The 15,690-nt window shown below is 41.7% G+C and carries 14 protein-coding genes and 4 tRNA genes; 6 read left to right on the top strand and 12 right to left on the bottom strand.

What is annotated here, in order from left to right:
- Nucleotides 1-298 precede the first annotated feature (298 nt).
- Nucleotides 299-1,354 carry a LacI family DNA-binding transcriptional regulator gene (locus tag KQI87_RS12860; RefSeq protein ID WP_216460489.1) on the top strand — a complete coding sequence of 352 codons (1,056 nt, stop codon included), beginning with the start codon at nucleotides 299-301 and terminating at the stop codon, nucleotides 1,352-1,354.
- Nucleotides 1,355-1,541: 187 nt separating this feature from the next.
- On the opposite strand, the gene KQI87_RS12855 is transcribed toward KQI87_RS12860, so the two are convergent.
- From KQI87_RS12855 to KQI87_RS12840, 4 genes are all read right to left on the bottom strand, one after another.
- Complete coding sequence (locus KQI87_RS12855) at nucleotides 1,542-3,206, bottom strand: alpha-glucosidase (protein ID WP_216460488.1); 1,665 nt, start codon at nucleotides 3,204-3,206, stop codon at nucleotides 1,542-1,544.
- A 304-nt stretch (nucleotides 3,207-3,510) separates the two neighbouring features.
- Nucleotides 3,511-4,446: an AraC family transcriptional regulator gene (locus tag KQI87_RS12850; RefSeq protein ID WP_216460487.1), complete on the bottom strand. Its 936-nt coding sequence runs from the start codon at nucleotides 4,444-4,446 to the stop codon at nucleotides 3,511-3,513.
- A 136-nt stretch (nucleotides 4,447-4,582) separates the two neighbouring features.
- Nucleotides 4,583-5,920: a uracil-xanthine permease family protein gene (locus tag KQI87_RS12845; protein ID WP_253292514.1), complete on the bottom strand. Its 1,338-nt coding sequence runs from the start codon at nucleotides 5,918-5,920 to the stop codon at nucleotides 4,583-4,585.
- A 227-nt stretch (nucleotides 5,921-6,147) separates the two neighbouring features.
- Nucleotides 6,148-7,257: a glycoside hydrolase family 172 protein gene (locus tag KQI87_RS12840; protein WP_216460486.1), complete on the bottom strand. Its 1,110-nt coding sequence runs from the start codon at nucleotides 7,255-7,257 to the stop codon at nucleotides 6,148-6,150.
- A 283-nt stretch (nucleotides 7,258-7,540) separates the two neighbouring features.
- Between KQI87_RS12840 and KQI87_RS12835 the strand changes: the two genes are divergently transcribed.
- On the top strand, nucleotides 7,541-8,347 hold the full coding sequence (locus tag KQI87_RS12835; RefSeq protein ID WP_216460485.1) for a sirohydrochlorin cobaltochelatase: 807 nt from the start codon (nucleotides 7,541-7,543) through the stop codon (nucleotides 8,345-8,347).
- A gap of 54 nt (nucleotides 8,348-8,401) precedes the next feature.
- On the opposite strand, the gene KQI87_RS12830 is transcribed toward KQI87_RS12835, so the two are convergent.
- The 4 genes from KQI87_RS12830 to KQI87_RS12815 all read right to left on the bottom strand — a co-directional run bounded on the left by KQI87_RS12830 (nucleotide 8,402) and on the right by KQI87_RS12815 (nucleotide 10,618).
- Nucleotides 8,402-8,908, bottom strand: a complete 507-nt coding sequence (locus KQI87_RS12830) for a VanZ family protein (protein WP_216460484.1) — start codon at nucleotides 8,906-8,908, stop codon at nucleotides 8,402-8,404.
- Nucleotides 8,905-9,330 carry a hypothetical protein gene (locus tag KQI87_RS12825; protein WP_216460483.1) on the bottom strand — a complete coding sequence of 142 codons (426 nt, stop codon included), beginning with the start codon at nucleotides 9,328-9,330 and terminating at the stop codon, nucleotides 8,905-8,907. Before KQI87_RS12825 ends, KQI87_RS12830 begins: the two co-directional genes overlap by 4 nt.
- Nucleotides 9,331-9,468: 138 nt before the next feature.
- A complete protein-coding gene (locus tag KQI87_RS12820; RefSeq protein WP_216460482.1) occupies nucleotides 9,469-9,615 on the bottom strand; it encodes a hypothetical protein in 147 nt (48 codons plus the stop codon).
- Nucleotides 9,616-9,694: 79 nt separating this feature from the next.
- On the bottom strand, nucleotides 9,695-10,618 hold the full coding sequence (locus KQI87_RS12815; protein ID WP_216460481.1) for an alpha/beta fold hydrolase: 924 nt from the start codon (nucleotides 10,616-10,618) through the stop codon (nucleotides 9,695-9,697).
- Nucleotides 10,619-10,839: 221 nt separating this feature from the next.
- On the opposite strand from KQI87_RS12815, the gene KQI87_RS12810 reads away from it, so the two are divergent.
- Both KQI87_RS12810 and KQI87_RS12805 read left to right on the top strand, forming a co-directional pair.
- Nucleotides 10,840-11,895, top strand: a complete 1,056-nt coding sequence (locus KQI87_RS12810; RefSeq protein ID WP_216460480.1) for a DUF5067 domain-containing protein — start codon at nucleotides 10,840-10,842, stop codon at nucleotides 11,893-11,895.
- 236 nt (nucleotides 11,896-12,131) lie between these two features.
- Complete coding sequence (locus tag KQI87_RS12805) at nucleotides 12,132-12,347, top strand: DUF378 domain-containing protein (RefSeq protein ID WP_216460479.1); 216 nt, start codon at nucleotides 12,132-12,134, stop codon at nucleotides 12,345-12,347.
- Nucleotides 12,348-12,582: 235 nt separating this feature from the next.
- Here KQI87_RS12805 and KQI87_RS12800 read toward each other — a convergent pair.
- The 4 genes from KQI87_RS12800 to KQI87_RS12785 form a co-directional block, all read right to left on the bottom strand.
- Nucleotides 12,583-12,655, bottom strand: a tRNA-Gly gene (locus KQI87_RS12800).
- A 3-nt stretch (nucleotides 12,656-12,658) separates the two neighbouring features.
- Nucleotides 12,659-12,729: transfer RNA gene (locus tag KQI87_RS12795), tRNA-Gly, on the bottom strand.
- Nucleotides 12,730-12,746: 17 nt separating this feature from the next.
- Nucleotides 12,747-12,819: transfer RNA gene (locus tag KQI87_RS12790), tRNA-Gly, on the bottom strand.
- A 3-nt stretch (nucleotides 12,820-12,822) separates the two neighbouring features.
- Nucleotides 12,823-12,893, bottom strand: a tRNA-Gly gene (locus KQI87_RS12785).
- Between the two features lie 477 nt (nucleotides 12,894-13,370).
- Here KQI87_RS12785 and KQI87_RS12780 point away from each other — a divergent pair.
- Nucleotides 13,371-13,595: a winged helix-turn-helix transcriptional regulator gene (locus tag KQI87_RS12780; protein WP_216460478.1), complete on the top strand. Its 225-nt coding sequence runs from the start codon at nucleotides 13,371-13,373 to the stop codon at nucleotides 13,593-13,595.
- 22 nt (nucleotides 13,596-13,617) lie between these two features.
- Nucleotides 13,618-15,495, top strand: coding sequence for a glycoside hydrolase family 2 protein (locus KQI87_RS12775; protein WP_253292513.1), 1,878 nt, complete (start codon nucleotides 13,618-13,620; stop codon nucleotides 15,493-15,495).
- The last annotated feature ends 195 nt before the right edge of the window (nucleotides 15,496-15,690 follow it).

Genomic DNA, 15,690 nt, shown 5'->3' with positions numbered 1-15,690 from the left:
AGTAATAACGCCGCATATTGAGGAGTATTTGTCAAGTAATATTTTAGAAAATATCAAGTAGGTATCAGAGAGATCATTGCCCGTTTAACAAGCAACAATCTCTTAAGTTAATGACATTGCCAGTGAACAGTAACCGGTATTTTACATTTTTTAATTATTATCAATCTCGCTCAAATGACTTATGAGCAACAGTTACAATTTCCCTTTGTTTTACTCAAACTTTTTTGTGCAATACTTGCATTTTCATATCCCATTGTGATAATATATTCATATATTTTTGTATTGAGGTGAATTTCACATGATAACAATTAAAGAAATGGCAGAGATGCTGGGAACCAGCACCACCACAGTGTCAAATGTAATTAATGGAAAAACCAGTGAAGTCTCTCAGAAGACTGCTGAGAAAGTTCAGAAACTTCTGGACGAATATGATTATGTCCCAAATATGAATGCAAAAAATCTCGCACAGAACCATTCCAGACTTATCGGAATTGTATTAAAAAGGCGAAAGGATAAATACGAGAATATCTTCACAGATCCATTTCACGGTGAATTACTGGGAGCTCTGGAAGCTGCTATCCGTGAACAGGGATATTATATGATGCTTTATACTTCTGAAGATATTGATGAAATCGTGCGCAACGTAGTGAGCTGGAACACAGAAGGACTGATCCTCATCGGTATGCTCCACGACGATTATCTCAAAATCAGAAGCAAATACAAAAAGCCTGCTGTCCTTATCGACAGTTACACTCCAAAAAATATTGCCAGATACGTTAATATCGGTCTTGACGATGAAGAGGGCGGATACCTGATGACAAAGTATCTTCTTGACTGCGGTCACAGAAAAATCGCATTTCTCGCCGACAATATGGAAGGTGTAGACTATATCCGATACACCGGGCATCAGCGGGCGCTTCAGGAATACGGACTGGATATTAATCTGGATAATCTGATCGTGATCCGCCCTTCCAAATATGAACGCCAGGGAAGTATGGAAGAGATTTATGCAGTCGCACACAAATTCACTGCCTTTATATGCTGTTCCGATTATTATGCAGTTACCCTGATGAAATATCTCAAAACCAAAGGTATCCGCTTTCCGGAAGATCTCTCCATCACCGGATTTGATGATAATCTGTATGCGCAGCTTGCTTGTCCTTCACTCACCACTATTCATCAGGATATCTTCCAGCGCGGAACCATTGCCATAGAATACCTGTTCAAAATGATCGATGGCTGGAATCCAAAAACAACGGATCTTTCTCTTCCGGTCAGACTTGTAGTACGTGACAGCGTAAAGATTCTGAATCCCCCTGAAGATGATTCCTCTGATGACAATTCAGCTTTATAGGGCACGTCAAAGATATCTGCGACGCAGGATTTCACGCTCTGATGAACCAGGATCAATATTCAATTTACGGGGATTACTTATAGTTCACAGATACAAAAAGAACGGAAATCCAGGCACATATCATACCTGGATTTCCGTTCTTTTTTCGTTACTGTTCACTCCGTTCTCAGTAACCTTTTTTCTTCTGTTACATCTCAATAACAAGGAACTGATAACCCTGCAGTTCAATCCTATTTCCATCCATAGCTACATTGTCATAGTTATTGAGCAGAACCTTCTTACACTCTCCTGCAAGTTCAATGGTCTGTGGCTCTTTCTGGTAATTACCAACTACAAGAAGAGTCTTATCCCCTTTACGATAGTACGCCATCAGATTATGTACATCTTCCCATACAGGTTCCAGTTCTCCATAAACAACAGTCTCTTTGTATTCCGGATCCTTACGCAGTGCGATAAGTTTCTTATAGAAACTTCTCACAGATTCCGGATCATTCATCTGGCTCTCTGCATTGATCTTTGTATAATTCGCATTGACCTTCAGCCATGGTTTACCTGTCGTAAATCCTGCATTCTCACCATCTGTCCACTGCATCGGTGTTCTGGCATTATCGCGGCTGAATCTTGAAACAGCTTTCAGTGCTTCCTCTGGTGTACATCCTGCTTCCAGAGCTACCTTATACTCATCCAGACTGGAAATATCATCTACCTGATCGATAGATTCAAACTTCACATTCTCCATACCAAGTTCCTGGCCCTGGTAGATAAACGGAAGTCCGCGAAGCATAAAGTTCAGACCGCCAAGCATCTTCTTACTTGCGTCACAGCAGTCACCTTCCGGGATATATCTGCTGACACCACGCGGTTCGTCATGGTTTTCAATAATATTGGAAACAAATCCGATATCGCCAATTTTTCTCTGTGTTGTAAAGCAGCATTTCTTGTAAGCATCCGGGGTGATCTGTTTGCAGTCATACCATCCCTTGTCAGATGCTCCCCAAATTGTCTCCTCGAAATCAAACATACTGGAGAAATATCCGTTATCACCGATGAAATCCGGAATCTCTTCATCCTTCTCATCAAAAACTTCGCCAACAGAGAATGCATCGTATTTCTTAAATGTACGGTCTCTCATCTCGCCAAGGAAATCGCCGATTCCTTTCGCTTCTTTCAGCATCTTCTTAATGCTGCAAAGGCCATCTTCACGATCTGCTTCATAATCATGCATCGGAAGTGCTTTCTTAATATTGATGATCGCATCAATACGGAATCCGCCAAGACCTTTGTCCAGCCACCAGTTAATATTCTTATATACTTCTTCTCTTACTTCCGGGTTCTCCCAGTTCAGATCTGGCTGTTTCTTGTGGAATACATGCAGATACTGTTTGTTTGTTCCAGGAAGGTCTTCCCATACAGGTCCGCCGAAGTAAGAACGCCAGTTAGTCGGAAGTTCTCCTTCTTTCTTGTCACGCAGATAGAAAAAGTTGCCGTATTTTCCATCCGGATCCTCGCATGCTTTCTTGAACCATTCATGTTCATCAGAGCAATGGTTAACAACAAGGTCCATCAGAATGTACATATCTCTCTTCTTCGCTTCATCGATCAGCTCATCCATGTCTGCCATGGTTCCGAAGCGCGGATCAATGTCATAATAATCAGAGATATCGTATCCCTGGTCTGCTAACGGAGAACGATAACAAGGAGAAAGCCAGATAATATCAACTCCGAGATCTTTCAGATAGTCAAGTTTCTCAATAACACCTCTCAGATCTCCAATTCCGTCACCGTTGGTATCATAAAAACTCTTCGGATAAATCTGATAAGCAACCTTTTCATTCCACCATTTCTTTACCATTGTAAAAATCCTCCTGTGTTTTTTATTTTTTGATTTATTAACCGGCGCTGCTGTTTGCTTCTTCCCCGGCATCATACTCTCTTACCTTTAGCGCCTAAGGTCTCTTTTTCATTTGGATATAATTATACCAAATTTCAAGTCCCCTGTCTTATATTTTTTTGATAAAAAAATACGAAATTTTGACTTTTATATTACCAATATTCTCAACCTGTATTGGAGCGTGTTTGAAAAAGACTTTCTGCAAAAATAAAAATCAGATAAATAAACTTTTTATCTCTTCCAAGTTTACTTATCTGATCTTTATTTACTGTGTTTCTTTCAATGAATGCCTGCGGTACTGCAATGGTGTCGTCGATGTATATTTCCGGAACTCCCTGAGAAAATTTCCCAGATTATTATAACCGCATTCCAGGCAGATTTCCGTAACTGTCAGATCTGATTCCTTCAGATAATGGATTGCCTTCTTGATCCTGTATTCATTCACATATTCCATAGGTGAACGCCCTATGACCTTCTTAAAGAATCTGCAGAAATACTGTTCATTCATCCCGATCAGTCCTGCCAGATCACGAATATAAATCTTCTCTTTATAGTTCTCCTGAATATAAGTCAGAGTAGTCTTGATTGTTTCAATCCGACGGTCATGATTCTTCTCTGTCACTTCAAACAGGTTATTGGCAGACAACACCGCCAGGATCCGAAGCAGTGCAGATTTGATAAACAACTGGCGTGTAATATCATCCGTAACCGCCTCACCGTCATAATAATCCCCCCGGTAAGCCGATCCTGAAAATGCATTCTGGATTTCTTCATACGCAGTTCTCACCTGTTCAAATGCCGGCTCATCCTTCCTCAGACATCTCGGAAACTGGATACTTCCGTTCTGAACCGGCTGGATCAGATTTGTCTGGATCTGATCCAGAGAATAAGAAGAATTCAGCATATCCATGTGAAAAACCACCGCATTCTCCACACATCCTCCGTTTTTCTCAACATTGATGCTGTGCAGTTCTCCAGGATTAATAAAATAGAAACATTCCTCTGAAATATGGAAACGTTCCATATTTACCTCCAGGCAGAACTCTCCACCTGAGAAATAAAGAAGTTCCACCTCTTCATGCCAGTGATGCTTTACTATATTTCCTTTTATCCTGGTTCCCGTCTGATAAAAAGCACAGGGAAAATTCTGTGTACCGTGGACGCGGATTTCCTTTAAAGTTGATAGCTGTTGATTCTGCATGAAAATATGCCTCCTGTTATTTGATATCAGTTAATGAATCTTTTTTCTCTCTGTTTATTCTTTTCCCAAAAATTCCCTGTTCTCAGCAAATTGCATCAGAACAGGGAACTTACCTGCTTTGTTTAAGACAGACTTATTATTTATCAATTTTCTGAATATCCATATTCTTCGGAAGGATGCAGCTCAATAATACAGATACTACAAAAACAACTGCAACTACATTGCTTGCAAATACAGACTGAACCAGATCCGGGAAAATGTCCCAGATACCGCTCTCACTTGCTGTAGTAAATCCGATTCCAATGGAAAGAGACAGGGAAATGATCACAATATTACGATGTGAAAATCCACAGTCTGCGATCATCTGAACACCAGATGTAAGGATCGTACCAAACATCATGATCGTACATCCACCGAGAACTGCATCCGGCAGGGATGCAAAAAAGTTACCAACCGGCGGAAGCAAACCTGCAAGGATCATACATGCCGCACCGGTCATGATCGTAAATCTGTTTACAACTTTCGTCATAGCCACCAGACCAACATTCTGTGAGAATGATGTTACAGGCGGGCATCCGAACAATGCAGAAAATGTAGATGCATATCCGTCACAGGCAAGGGAACCTGAAATCTCTTCGCCCGTAATCTTTCTGTCCAGACCGCCGGAAACAAGTGCGGAAGTATCTCCGATCGTTTCTGCTGCTGATACAAGGAAAATAATGCAGGTTGAAAGAATTGCTCCAGGATGGAATTCCGGTTTAAAAGGCATAAAATGCGGCAGAGAAACCAGACCACCTGACATGATCGCACTTAAATCTACTTTTCCCATAAAGATCGCTATTATGTATCCCACGATCAGACCTGCCAGAACAGAAAGCTGTTTCAGATATCCTTTCACTGCAATGTTCCAGATCAGGCATACTGCCAAAGTGATCGTACCAAGGAGCAGGTTCTGTGCAGAACCGAAATCCTCATTGTATCCACCGCCAAATGATCTCGCACCTACTGTAAATAAGGAAAAGCCAATCGCTGTTACTACAGATGCAGCAACTACAGGTGTAATGATCTTACGCCAGTACTTTGCAAGAAGTCCCAGCGTACCTTCCATCAGACCACCAATAATGACTGATCCGACTACTGCCGGATATCCGTAATTGGCAGATACCGTGCATAATACTGTAACGAATGTAAAGCTGACACCCATAACTACCGGAAGTTTCGATCCTATCTTCCAGACCGGGTACAGCTGTACCAGAGTCGCAATACCGGCTACAAACATGGCATTCTGCAAAAGAATGGCAATCTGTGCCTGACTCAGCGATGGCTGAGCTGCTGCCGCGATCAACGTGATCGGCGCCAGGTTTGACACGAACATCGCCAGAATGTGCTGCAGTCCAAACGGAATTGCCTTAGCGATCGGTACTCTTCCCTCCAATTGATAAATGTTGTTAATACTGCAATCTTTGTTCCCCAAAAGAACCTCCTTTCCGAACAGTTTACTACCCCAATACTTCAACTGCTCTAAGCCGCATTTGTCTCTCTAAATATTTTTCAGAATTGAGAGAATATAAAGACAACTTTTTGTGTTGTCTTTCCATTATAAAGCTTCGGCTATAATTCCGCAAGCAATTTATCAGACATTCTATTTTATGGTTCTTTTTTTGAGGCGCTGAATTTTTTTGCAATTTTCTGAGTATTTTTTTACCGCGGCCATCTGTCCTCTTTTGCCATTAATGGCGCAAATGGTGCATGCGGAAGTGTCTGATACCAGTATGCAACACTCGCCACATCATCCTGTCTTTCAAACATTCCTCTGTACCCTACTCCAATCTGCTGAATGGTTACTCTCAGATCTTCTTCAAAGCAGATCGGATCCTGAATATGCCAGCGGTAAAATCCACGCATCGGAGGACAATCATCATTATGATATGGATTATGGATCAGTTCATCATGTGCAGAATAGTATGGATATCCAAGATATGGCGTATTGTAAGTCTGCTCTACAGTTTTTCCATTTACCTGTTTCGCAAAACTCCAGGAACCGCCGAAATAATCTTCTGAACCTGTTCCACAGATTGTCGGATATTCATCGTCTCCATCAATATAGAATTTCACTTCACCCTCACCCCACCAGTAACGCTCCAATGTTGTCAGCGCAATATAAGTTCCTACATAATGGCCTTTGCCTTTTACACCGTCAAGGATCGTGTAATCTTTCTGTTTCTCTGTGAGACGCTCCCGTCTCCACTGTGCATGGAAATATGTGATATCTTCCGGAAGTTCATCATACAGACAATAATCTACTTGATAGAAAAATGCCGGGATCTTATTTGCATGCTGGTTCTCCAGCGTGATCTTTGCTTTCTTCTTAAACGGCATTGGAAAATAGCAGTTAAATCCTCTGCTTGGCACCACTGCCATCGGTACAGAATTTACAATGCATTCTCTGCCGAATCCGCAACAGAAGAAATCTCCAAGCGGACTTTCTACCGATGGTGTCTCCTCATTATCCCAGTACATGCGTATGACCAGATCTCTTAATACGAAGCAGTCTGCATCTGTTGTTTTATTATCCACTGTGATCCAAATATGATTGATCTCTCCCGGACCTTCCATCTCTGCCAGAGTTATGACTGCCCCCGGCTCTATATCTCTCAGACACGGACTGCCTTTTCTTGACGGACCAAGTTCGCTTGCGACCATTCCGCCTTTCCCCTTCTCCCCGTGGGGATTCTCTGCATTGATCGCACGGCTTCTTCCATGCTTCGCAAGTGCAATTCCTCCAAGTCCGCCTGTAAATGACTGATACATATTTTCTGCCTCCTTTTCTCCTATGAACCTCTGCCATTCAACTGTAATCAACATATTTATTATACCATGCAATTTTCCTGTTTTTAACCCCTTTTCATACTTGAGTTTCCACATTTTCCTCTGTATAATAGAACAGATGGTTACCGGTCACACTATGCCCGGCAACTGCAGATATCTTATATGAGTGCGCAGTCAATTATTCTGTTATTATCCACTGCTGTTCTTGCGGAATAACAGTACCTGGAGAAATAACTGCATTATGCTTAATATAAGGAGATCTAATATGGGGGCATCTGAAAAAACAGCAATTCTTGTTGTCAGCTTTGGTACAAGTTACGAAGAAACGCGAAAGAAAACCATCGAACAGATAGAAAAAGATCTGCACAACGCTTATCCTGAATATCCACTGTACCGCGCGTGGACCAGCCCGCGCATCCGCGCCAAACTGCTGAAGCGCGACGGTATTCACATTATGGATATTGATGAAGCTATGCTTCAGATCAGAGAAGACGGCTTCCGAAATGTGGTCGTACAGCCGACTTACGTGATCACAGGCTTTGAAAGCGACGCCATGAAACAGAAAGTTATGGCATTTGAAAAGGACTTTGAATCCATCATCATCTGTGATTCCCTGATGGTCACCAGCCAGGATAAAAAAGAAGTCTGTCAGGCTATGGCCCGGGAATATCATCCCGGATCTGACGAAGTTCTCTTATTTATGGGACATGGAACAGAGCATGTTGCCAATGAACTCTATCCTGAAATGGATCAGCTGTTCAAACATTTCGGCTATTCCAATATGCATATGGGTACTGTCGAGGGAGATTTTTCTATCGAAAGTTTTCTCGATGAATTAGAGAAACTTCACCCAGACCATGTTCATCTGGCACCTTTCATGATCGTTGCGGGCGATCATGCCACCAATGATATGTCCGGAGAAGATGATGATTCCTGGAAAAGTATTCTGGAAAAAGAAGGCTATTCTGTCACTTGTACTTTGAAGGGGCTCGGAGAAATCCAGGCAGTCAGAGATATCTTTATCCGCCATACCAAAGCAGGACTGAACAAACTGTCAGAAATTCAGGCTTAAAGCTAACAAAAAACTGTGGGCATTCTGTTTCTTACACAGAACACCTACAGTTTTTTATTTACGTTTTTTCTTCTTTTTGTTTGGATTATTCAACGCTGACCAGCAGAATGCCTGAACCAGCAGGATACCGATAAATGCACCGCTGCTGTCAATGCACACATCCTTTACTGCCGGAGTACGATCGCCTACAAATGACTGGTGATATTCATCCAGTCCGGCAAATCCCACACAGACGATCCCCGCAAGGATCATCAGCCAGATTCCTCTCACACCATACACATATAATGGAAAGGAAATCGCAATAGCCAGCAGAAAGTATTCCGTCATATGCGCTGCTTTTCGCACATAATAATGAATCCCGTCCGCTTTATAAGCTAATTCATCACTGCTTAAATTCTCAGATAAAAGTTCACTTTTTAATTCTACAATATCATAGCTTACCTGATAACTCAGATTTCCTGAAACCTCACCCGGCTGTGCTGAAAAAGAATAGATAACGTACATCATCAACAACGCCGGCAAAAAGGAAAGAGGCTTCAGCAATGTGATCAATATTTTCATTCTTCCTCGCTTTCCTCTTCATTTTCTAATCTCTTTGCCAGATTTGCTCTCTCTGAAATACTCATGGATTTCTTTGTACCTGATCCATCACCTTTATCCAGCTCACTGCCTGCCGCAGCAGCCATTGCAGCATCCTTTGCTGCTTTTGCTTTCTTCAGCTTATCCTCTGAGATCATAGTCTTTATGCTGGCAACTAACAGACCCACGCCAATGACCGCAAACGCAATTCCGGCAAACATAAATCCAATGCCAGTACCTTCTGCTCCTGTTATAAATCCTTTACACAGACTATAGCCGGTATACAATAAGTAGATTCCTGCCAAAGTCCAGAGCATGAATCGTGCATTGGAGGACGGCTTCTGTTCCTCCTGGCTTTCTGTCTGAACCTGTTCCTGCAGTTCTTCATTTTTATTTTTTTCCATGGAGTTCCTCCTTTGTAATCCATTTCATATTAAGCAGATAGAATCCTCTGCTTATAACCTTGTGACTGCTTCGCAGTTTATTTGGTTAAATTTTGAATATTATCTTATCATTTTTTCACCTAAACGTAAAGCCTTACATTAAGAAAGACTGCCGGATTTCTCCAACAGCCTCTCATTTCTCACTAGCTCTCCCTGTTCTGATGCTGACTTTTTTGCAGCGCATCCTGTACATTCCACGCATCCGGTTACTGCCAGTATCAACAGTAATATTCTTAATTTTTTCAATATCCGATTTCTCCCCTTCACGTATTTCTGGTAACGCATATTATTCTAACCGGATACTTCTATCTTATACTGCAAATGATCAGAAACCTTTTTTCCTCATATAAACTGCGATATCATGATATACCTGCTCTTTACCAATTTCGTTCAGGATCTCATGACGCATGCCCGGATATAATTTTCCCTTTACATCAAGATATCCTGCATGACGCATTGCCTTTACTGTTTTTGCAAAATGACGCACATTGATCAGACATGGATCCTCTGCTCCACTCACAAACAACACCGGCATCTTCGGATTCGTACACGAAAATTTCTCTGTGTCATAAGCACGTTTCATCAGCTCAAATAATGCCAGATATGCATCATCTGTAAACGTGAAACCACACAATTCAGATTCCTTATACTCCTGTGCTACCTTCGGATCTGAGCAGATCCAGGCAGTACAGGTTTTATCTTTTCTGAATTTGGCAGCTCCTGCGCCAAAGGACATCGCTTCGATCAGCTTACTCCTGTGTCTTGGTCCAAAGACAGCCTTTTCCATCTTTGCAATGCCTACGCCCAGCGGCATTGCCGTGTTGTAGCTCGGAGAACCACACACGATCAGCATATCCACACAACTGTCATGCTCTGCAACAAACGCTCTCACTGCCAGAGAACCCATACTGTGTCCCATAAGGATCACCGGAAGGTCCGGATATTGAGTATGTATTTTTCGATTTACGGTACGGATATCCTGGAGCATTGCTTTTGCTCCACCACCATATGTAAAGCCCAGATCTTCCTGATATTTCACGCTCTTTCCATGTCCTCTGTGATCATGAATCACTGTCACATATCCAAGATTCGCCAGATACTGCATAAATGGAAGATATCTCTCTTTATGTTCGCTCATGCCATGCACCAGCTGTACAACTGCGCGGTATGTTTTCTTATCCGGGATCACTGCCATAATCGAAATCTCAAGCCCGTCCGCTTCTGATTTAAAAGAACTCTCGTATTTCATAAATTCACGCCTTCTTTCCTGTATTATATTTGCACGTTACTGTTCTCAATAACGTTACCACCCCTGTTATCCTGATTATAATTGAAGGAATTTGCCATTGTCAACGCATTCTGGTATAATGTTATTATTCACGAAACTATCGTGTTACTGTTCACTCCGTGCCCGGTAACACAAGTATTTAACACGTTTCAGAGCAATTATGCTCCAAGACAGGAGGAAACATGGCAAAAAAGAATAAAAAAGGGCATGCAGGACTGATCATTTTTATCCTGATCCTGGTTCTCGCTATCGGTGGAGGCGCAGGATTTTATTTCTATCAGCGTCAGCAGCCACGCAAAGCAGTCGAGCAGTTTCTTGACAGTATGCAGAACATGGACTTCACTACAATGGAATCCATGATTCAGAGCAGTGATCTCTCTGCGCTGGACAACGCAGATATCCGTAACACTGCATACACTGATTTCTTCTCAGAGATCAACAAAAAAATGACTTACAAGATCACAAAAAACAGATTCGACATTCAGAACGGCACTGCTTCCGTCACTGCACATATCACCTACATTGATGGAACTAATATTTATAAGGCAACTATCACGGAATTTCTTCGTCAGATTGTTTCCAATGCTTATGCTGGAAATCAGCTTTCCGAAGATGAAACTCAGGAAACACTTGCATCTATTCTGAATGAGCAGGCTAAGAAAGTAGAAAAAGATGAGTTCTCTGAAGCGGATATCACCTATCCGCTGATCAAAACCAATTCCGGATGGAAGATTGTTTCTCTGGATGATGAGACAGTCAAAATTATGTCTGCAAACTTCAAGAGCGTTGAAGACGAAATCAACAATTCTCTTAACAATACAGACAGCGAAGATTCCTCAGCTTCCAGTGCACCGGAAGCATCTGCTGATGATACTCTTAACCTTACAACAGACAAATTTACAATCAAATATACCAAACATGTGATCACGAAAGATTTCGCCGGAAATCCTTGTATTATGGTTTATTATGATTATACAAACAACGAATCTACTGCTTCCAGCGCAATGGTAGATGTAAGCTTAAAGGCTTATCAGCATGGAGAAGCCTGCGAAGCTGCTATTCCAGAGAATAATGATGATGCAATTGATCATTTTACAGCTGAGATCCAGCCGGGACAGACAGTTAATGTATGTCAGGCATTTACACTGACAGATGAGAGCGATGTAACTGTTCAGGCACAGGAGGCATTTTCCTTTGATGAAGATGCAGTTGCAAAACAGATTCTTAAAGTAAAATAAGCCTATTTTTAAATATATTTTTTCTAAATACAGTTGCTTTAAGAAATTACAAAATAAATTTTTGATTTGTACACCTTAAATCATTAATGAAAAGCAAAATATGCACAGCATTCAAAATTTAATTTGGATCTGCTGTGCATATTTTTTATTTTCTGTGAAACAATAAGGAATGTAATAGCTTTATGATTCCTGTGTAAGCTGCATACAGCAACAGGTTTATGAAAGGATGGTGACTTATGGGAAGCAAATGTTTAAGATATACGGCGCTTACTATCGCCATTATCGGAGCTGTTAACTGGGGACTGATTGGTTTCTTCAATCTGAACCTGGTCGCTCTCCTTTTCGGAAGCATGAGCTGGATCTCCAGGATCGTATATGGTCTGGTAGGAATCTGCGGACTCTATCTCCTGACCTTTTACGGTGATTCCGACACTGTCTCAGAACAATCCTGAGCTGACATCTGATATCAGATATCATAATTCTATAATCCTTCCTAACGGGCTGCTGCATATTCTTATTGAATATGTGGCAGTTCTTATATTTCCACTTTCCAAAAACTTTTTTGAATAATGATGCCAAAACAAATTCTTTCTGGTGACCACTATTCTATGTATACAAACCAAAAATTTTTGCAATAAAATATATCCGGAAACAGAAAAAAGACTTCGGAAAATCCGAAGTCTCAAGAGCGATAGACGGGGCTCGAACCCGCGGTCTCGACCTTGGCAAGGTCGCGCGTTACCAACTACGCCACTATCGCACAAGCGGGTGATGGGAATCGAACCCACGTATCCAGCTTGGAAGGCTGGTGTTCTACCATTGAACTACACCCGCAGATATTCAGTTAAAAGAGCGATAGACGGGGCTCGAACCCGCGGTCTCGACCTTGGCAAGGTCGCGCGTTACCAACTACGCCACTATCGCATAAGCGGGTGATGGGAATCGAACCCACGTATCCAGCTTGGAAGGCTGGTGTTCTACCATTGAACTACACCCGCACAGCCTATTGTCTGTACGTCTCTGTCTCATCGACGAAGACTAGTATATATGATGAATCTTCATTTGTCAACACTAAATTTGAATTTTTTCTATTTTTTTAACAGTATATACAATTTCACCGTTAACAGGCAATTCTTTTTTTCGTTTTATAGCAATATGTAAGCAAAAACAACGTTGAAAAAGAACTCGCTTCTTGCAACTAAAGCAAGCTCTCTTGCACTGCCAGAGCTTCACATTTTATGTTCATACTCTCTCTTCTGTTGTCCAGCTCCTCTGTCATAGTTGTTCTGAGAGAATCCAGTTTATAGAATTTTCTGCGCTTCTTCGAAGTCAAGATCAACGATTGCTACGTCTGCACCTGCCTCTGCAAAAGCTGTTGCTGTGCATTTTCAACAATGGACGATTTTTTTTCTCCTTGTTATAATAAAATTGTAGTTTCATTTTGCAAAATATTTTTACAAAACAGGTGACATCATATGAAAAAAAGCATTACACCAAACCAAATCAGGGAAAATAACAGAAACCTGATCTATCAGTATATTTATAGAAAAGAAAAGGTCTCACAGCAGGATATCGCTTATGATCTTCATTTAAGCAGTCCAACTGTGACAACCAATCTTTCTTCTCTTGAGGAAGACGGACTGATCAACAAGATTATTGATACCTGTGAAAGTACTGAACAGTTACGAGCATTTATATAAAATTTCAGAGGAGGACATAGATTTGAAAAAACTGAAGACTATCTGGACTGAAGCGGCAGCTCAGGGAGAAACATTAAAAGAATACCCACGTCCGGGTATGAAACGAAAACACTGGATCAATCTGAATGGCATGTGGGATTATCTGATCACAGACAAGCGGATTCTGCCATATCAGTTTTATGAAAATGAATACTTTCCGTTCGATGGTCAGATTCTGGTTCCATTTTCACCGGAAGCACCACTTTCTCAGGTCAACAGACAGCTTTTGCCTGATGAAGTTCTGTGGTATTCCCGCGTTGTCCAGCTTCCGGAAGGCTGTCTAGATGTGAACAGTCAGCGGCTTCTTCTTCATTTCGGCGCTGTTGACCAGATCTGCAGCGTATACATAGGAGGTAAATTCGTGGCTTATCATAAAGGCGGATATCTACCGTTTACTGTAGACATCACAGACTTTGTCACAGAAGACCTCACGGTTTCTATCCTCATCAGTGTACACGATTTCAGCGATACTTCTTACCATGCCAGAGGAAAACAGCAGCTGAATCGCGGTGGGATGTTTTATACTGCACAGAGCGGGATCTGGCAGACAGTATGGATAGAAATGGCACCAAATGAATACATAAAAGATATTCGCACCACTCCAGATTACGATCATGGACAGGTCCGTATGAGAGTTCGCACTGTTTCTGTACAATCTCAGTCTGAATCCAAGAATATAACCGCCATACATAGCAATCATCCTTGTGATATTATCTGTAAAATCTATCCTCCGGTTTTTCTGGATGCTGAAGGGCTTACCGATGATCTGATGCATGATGAAATTACTTCTGCTGTTTTACTGCCTGGAAAAGAATCTGCTATTCTTATTCCGGAAAATGCACAGAAATCCTGGACTCCGGAGGAACCATGGCTCTACCCATATTCCCTGGAATATGGTGAAGACCGTATTCTTGGCTATTTTGCCCTTCGCAAATGCGATGTCCAGTTAGCTGATGATGGCTATCCCCGCTTATTCCTGAATAATCATCCTTATTTTCAGAGCGGCATTCTGGATCAGGGATACTGGCCGGACGGACTTTATACTGCCCCTTCTGATGAAGCACTGATCTATGATATCCGTGCCATGAAAAATCTGGGCTTCAATATGCTCCGCAAGCACGGCAAAGTTGAAACAGACCGCTGGTATTTCCACTGTGACCGTATGGGTATGCTCGTGTGGCAGGATATGCCAAACGGAGGCTCCGACTACCAGCACTGGTTTGTCACCTACCTTGCAACGCTGCTGAACTGGACACGCATTCCGGTGAAAGATGTTCATCCTCGCCTTCTTTCCCGTACAGACAAAGACGGACGTCAGGAATATATCTATGAACTTCGTGATATGATAAAGGCTTTATATAATCATCCTTCGATTGTTACATGGGTGCCTTTTAATGAAGGATGGGGACAATTTTCTACAAAAGAAGTTACAGAATTTATCCACCGACTTGATCCTTCCCGCCTGGTAGATTCCGCAAGCGGCTGGTTTGACCAGGATTGCGGAGATATCAACAGTCTGCACTATTATTTCCTCGGACTTCCTGTTCCAAAGTCAGACCGTGTGCTTGCACTTTCCGAATTCGGAGGTTACTCCCTTCGCATCCCGAAGCACAGTGCATGCAAAAATATTTACGGATATAAAAAATTTACCAGCAGCAAAGCCCTCGCTGATGGCTTCTCTAAATTGATGAAAGATACCATTGTACCTTCTGTAAAAAATGGATATTCTGCGACAATTTATACGCAGCTTTCGGATATTGAAGAAGAAACTAACGGCCTGCTTACTTATGACCGCAAAAAAATAAAGATGGATCCATCGGTTATAAAGAAATGGAATAAGACATTAAAAACATCCTTATAAAACTATAATTCTTAATAAAACTCTCTGTCCAGCAGATATTAGTTCCCCGCCACAATCAGTCAGACATTCTGAAAATAAAACCGAATATGTCTGCAAAAATAAAACAATCCTGCGTAAGCTACAAGGCATAAGCCCCTTGCACTAACCAGGATTGTTTTATTTTCTTATTTATATAGTAAAGCTATGTTTACTTAG

Origin of the sequence: Blautia sp. MSJ-9 (assembly GCF_018919065.1) — a bacterium.
Classification (GTDB): Bacteria; Bacillota; Clostridia; order Lachnospirales; family Lachnospiraceae; genus Blautia_A.
The sequence above is the reverse complement of the archived record's forward strand: the minus strand, read 5'-3'. Positions and strand labels throughout refer to the sequence as shown.

Coding starts and splice junctions, on each gene's coding strand:
- KQI87_RS12860 (WP_216460489.1), top strand. CDS start 299: ATGATAACAATTAAAGAAATGGCAGAGATGCTGGGAACCAGCACCACC.
- KQI87_RS12855 (WP_216460488.1), bottom strand. CDS start 3,206: ATGGTAAAGAAATGGTGGAATGAAAAGGTTGCTTATCAGATTTATCCG.
- KQI87_RS12850 (WP_216460487.1), bottom strand. CDS start 4,446: ATGCAGAATCAACAGCTATCAACTTTAAAGGAAATCCGCGTCCACGGT.
- KQI87_RS12840 (WP_216460486.1), bottom strand. CDS start 7,257: ATGTATCAGTCATTTACAGGCGGACTTGGAGGAATTGCACTTGCGAAG.
- KQI87_RS12835 (WP_216460485.1), top strand. CDS start 7,541: ATGGGGGCATCTGAAAAAACAGCAATTCTTGTTGTCAGCTTTGGTACA.
- KQI87_RS12830 (WP_216460484.1), bottom strand. CDS start 8,908: ATGAAAATATTGATCACATTGCTGAAGCCTCTTTCCTTTTTGCCGGCG.
- KQI87_RS12825 (WP_216460483.1), bottom strand. CDS start 9,330: ATGGAAAAAAATAAAAATGAAGAACTGCAGGAACAGGTTCAGACAGAA.
- KQI87_RS12815 (WP_216460481.1), bottom strand. CDS start 10,618: ATGAAATACGAGAGTTCTTTTAAATCAGAAGCGGACGGGCTTGAGATT.
- KQI87_RS12810 (WP_216460480.1), top strand. CDS start 10,840: ATGGCAAAAAAGAATAAAAAAGGGCATGCAGGACTGATCATTTTTATC.
- KQI87_RS12805 (WP_216460479.1), top strand. CDS start 12,132: ATGGGAAGCAAATGTTTAAGATATACGGCGCTTACTATCGCCATTATC.
- KQI87_RS12780 (WP_216460478.1), top strand. CDS start 13,371: ATGAAAAAAAGCATTACACCAAACCAAATCAGGGAAAATAACAGAAAC.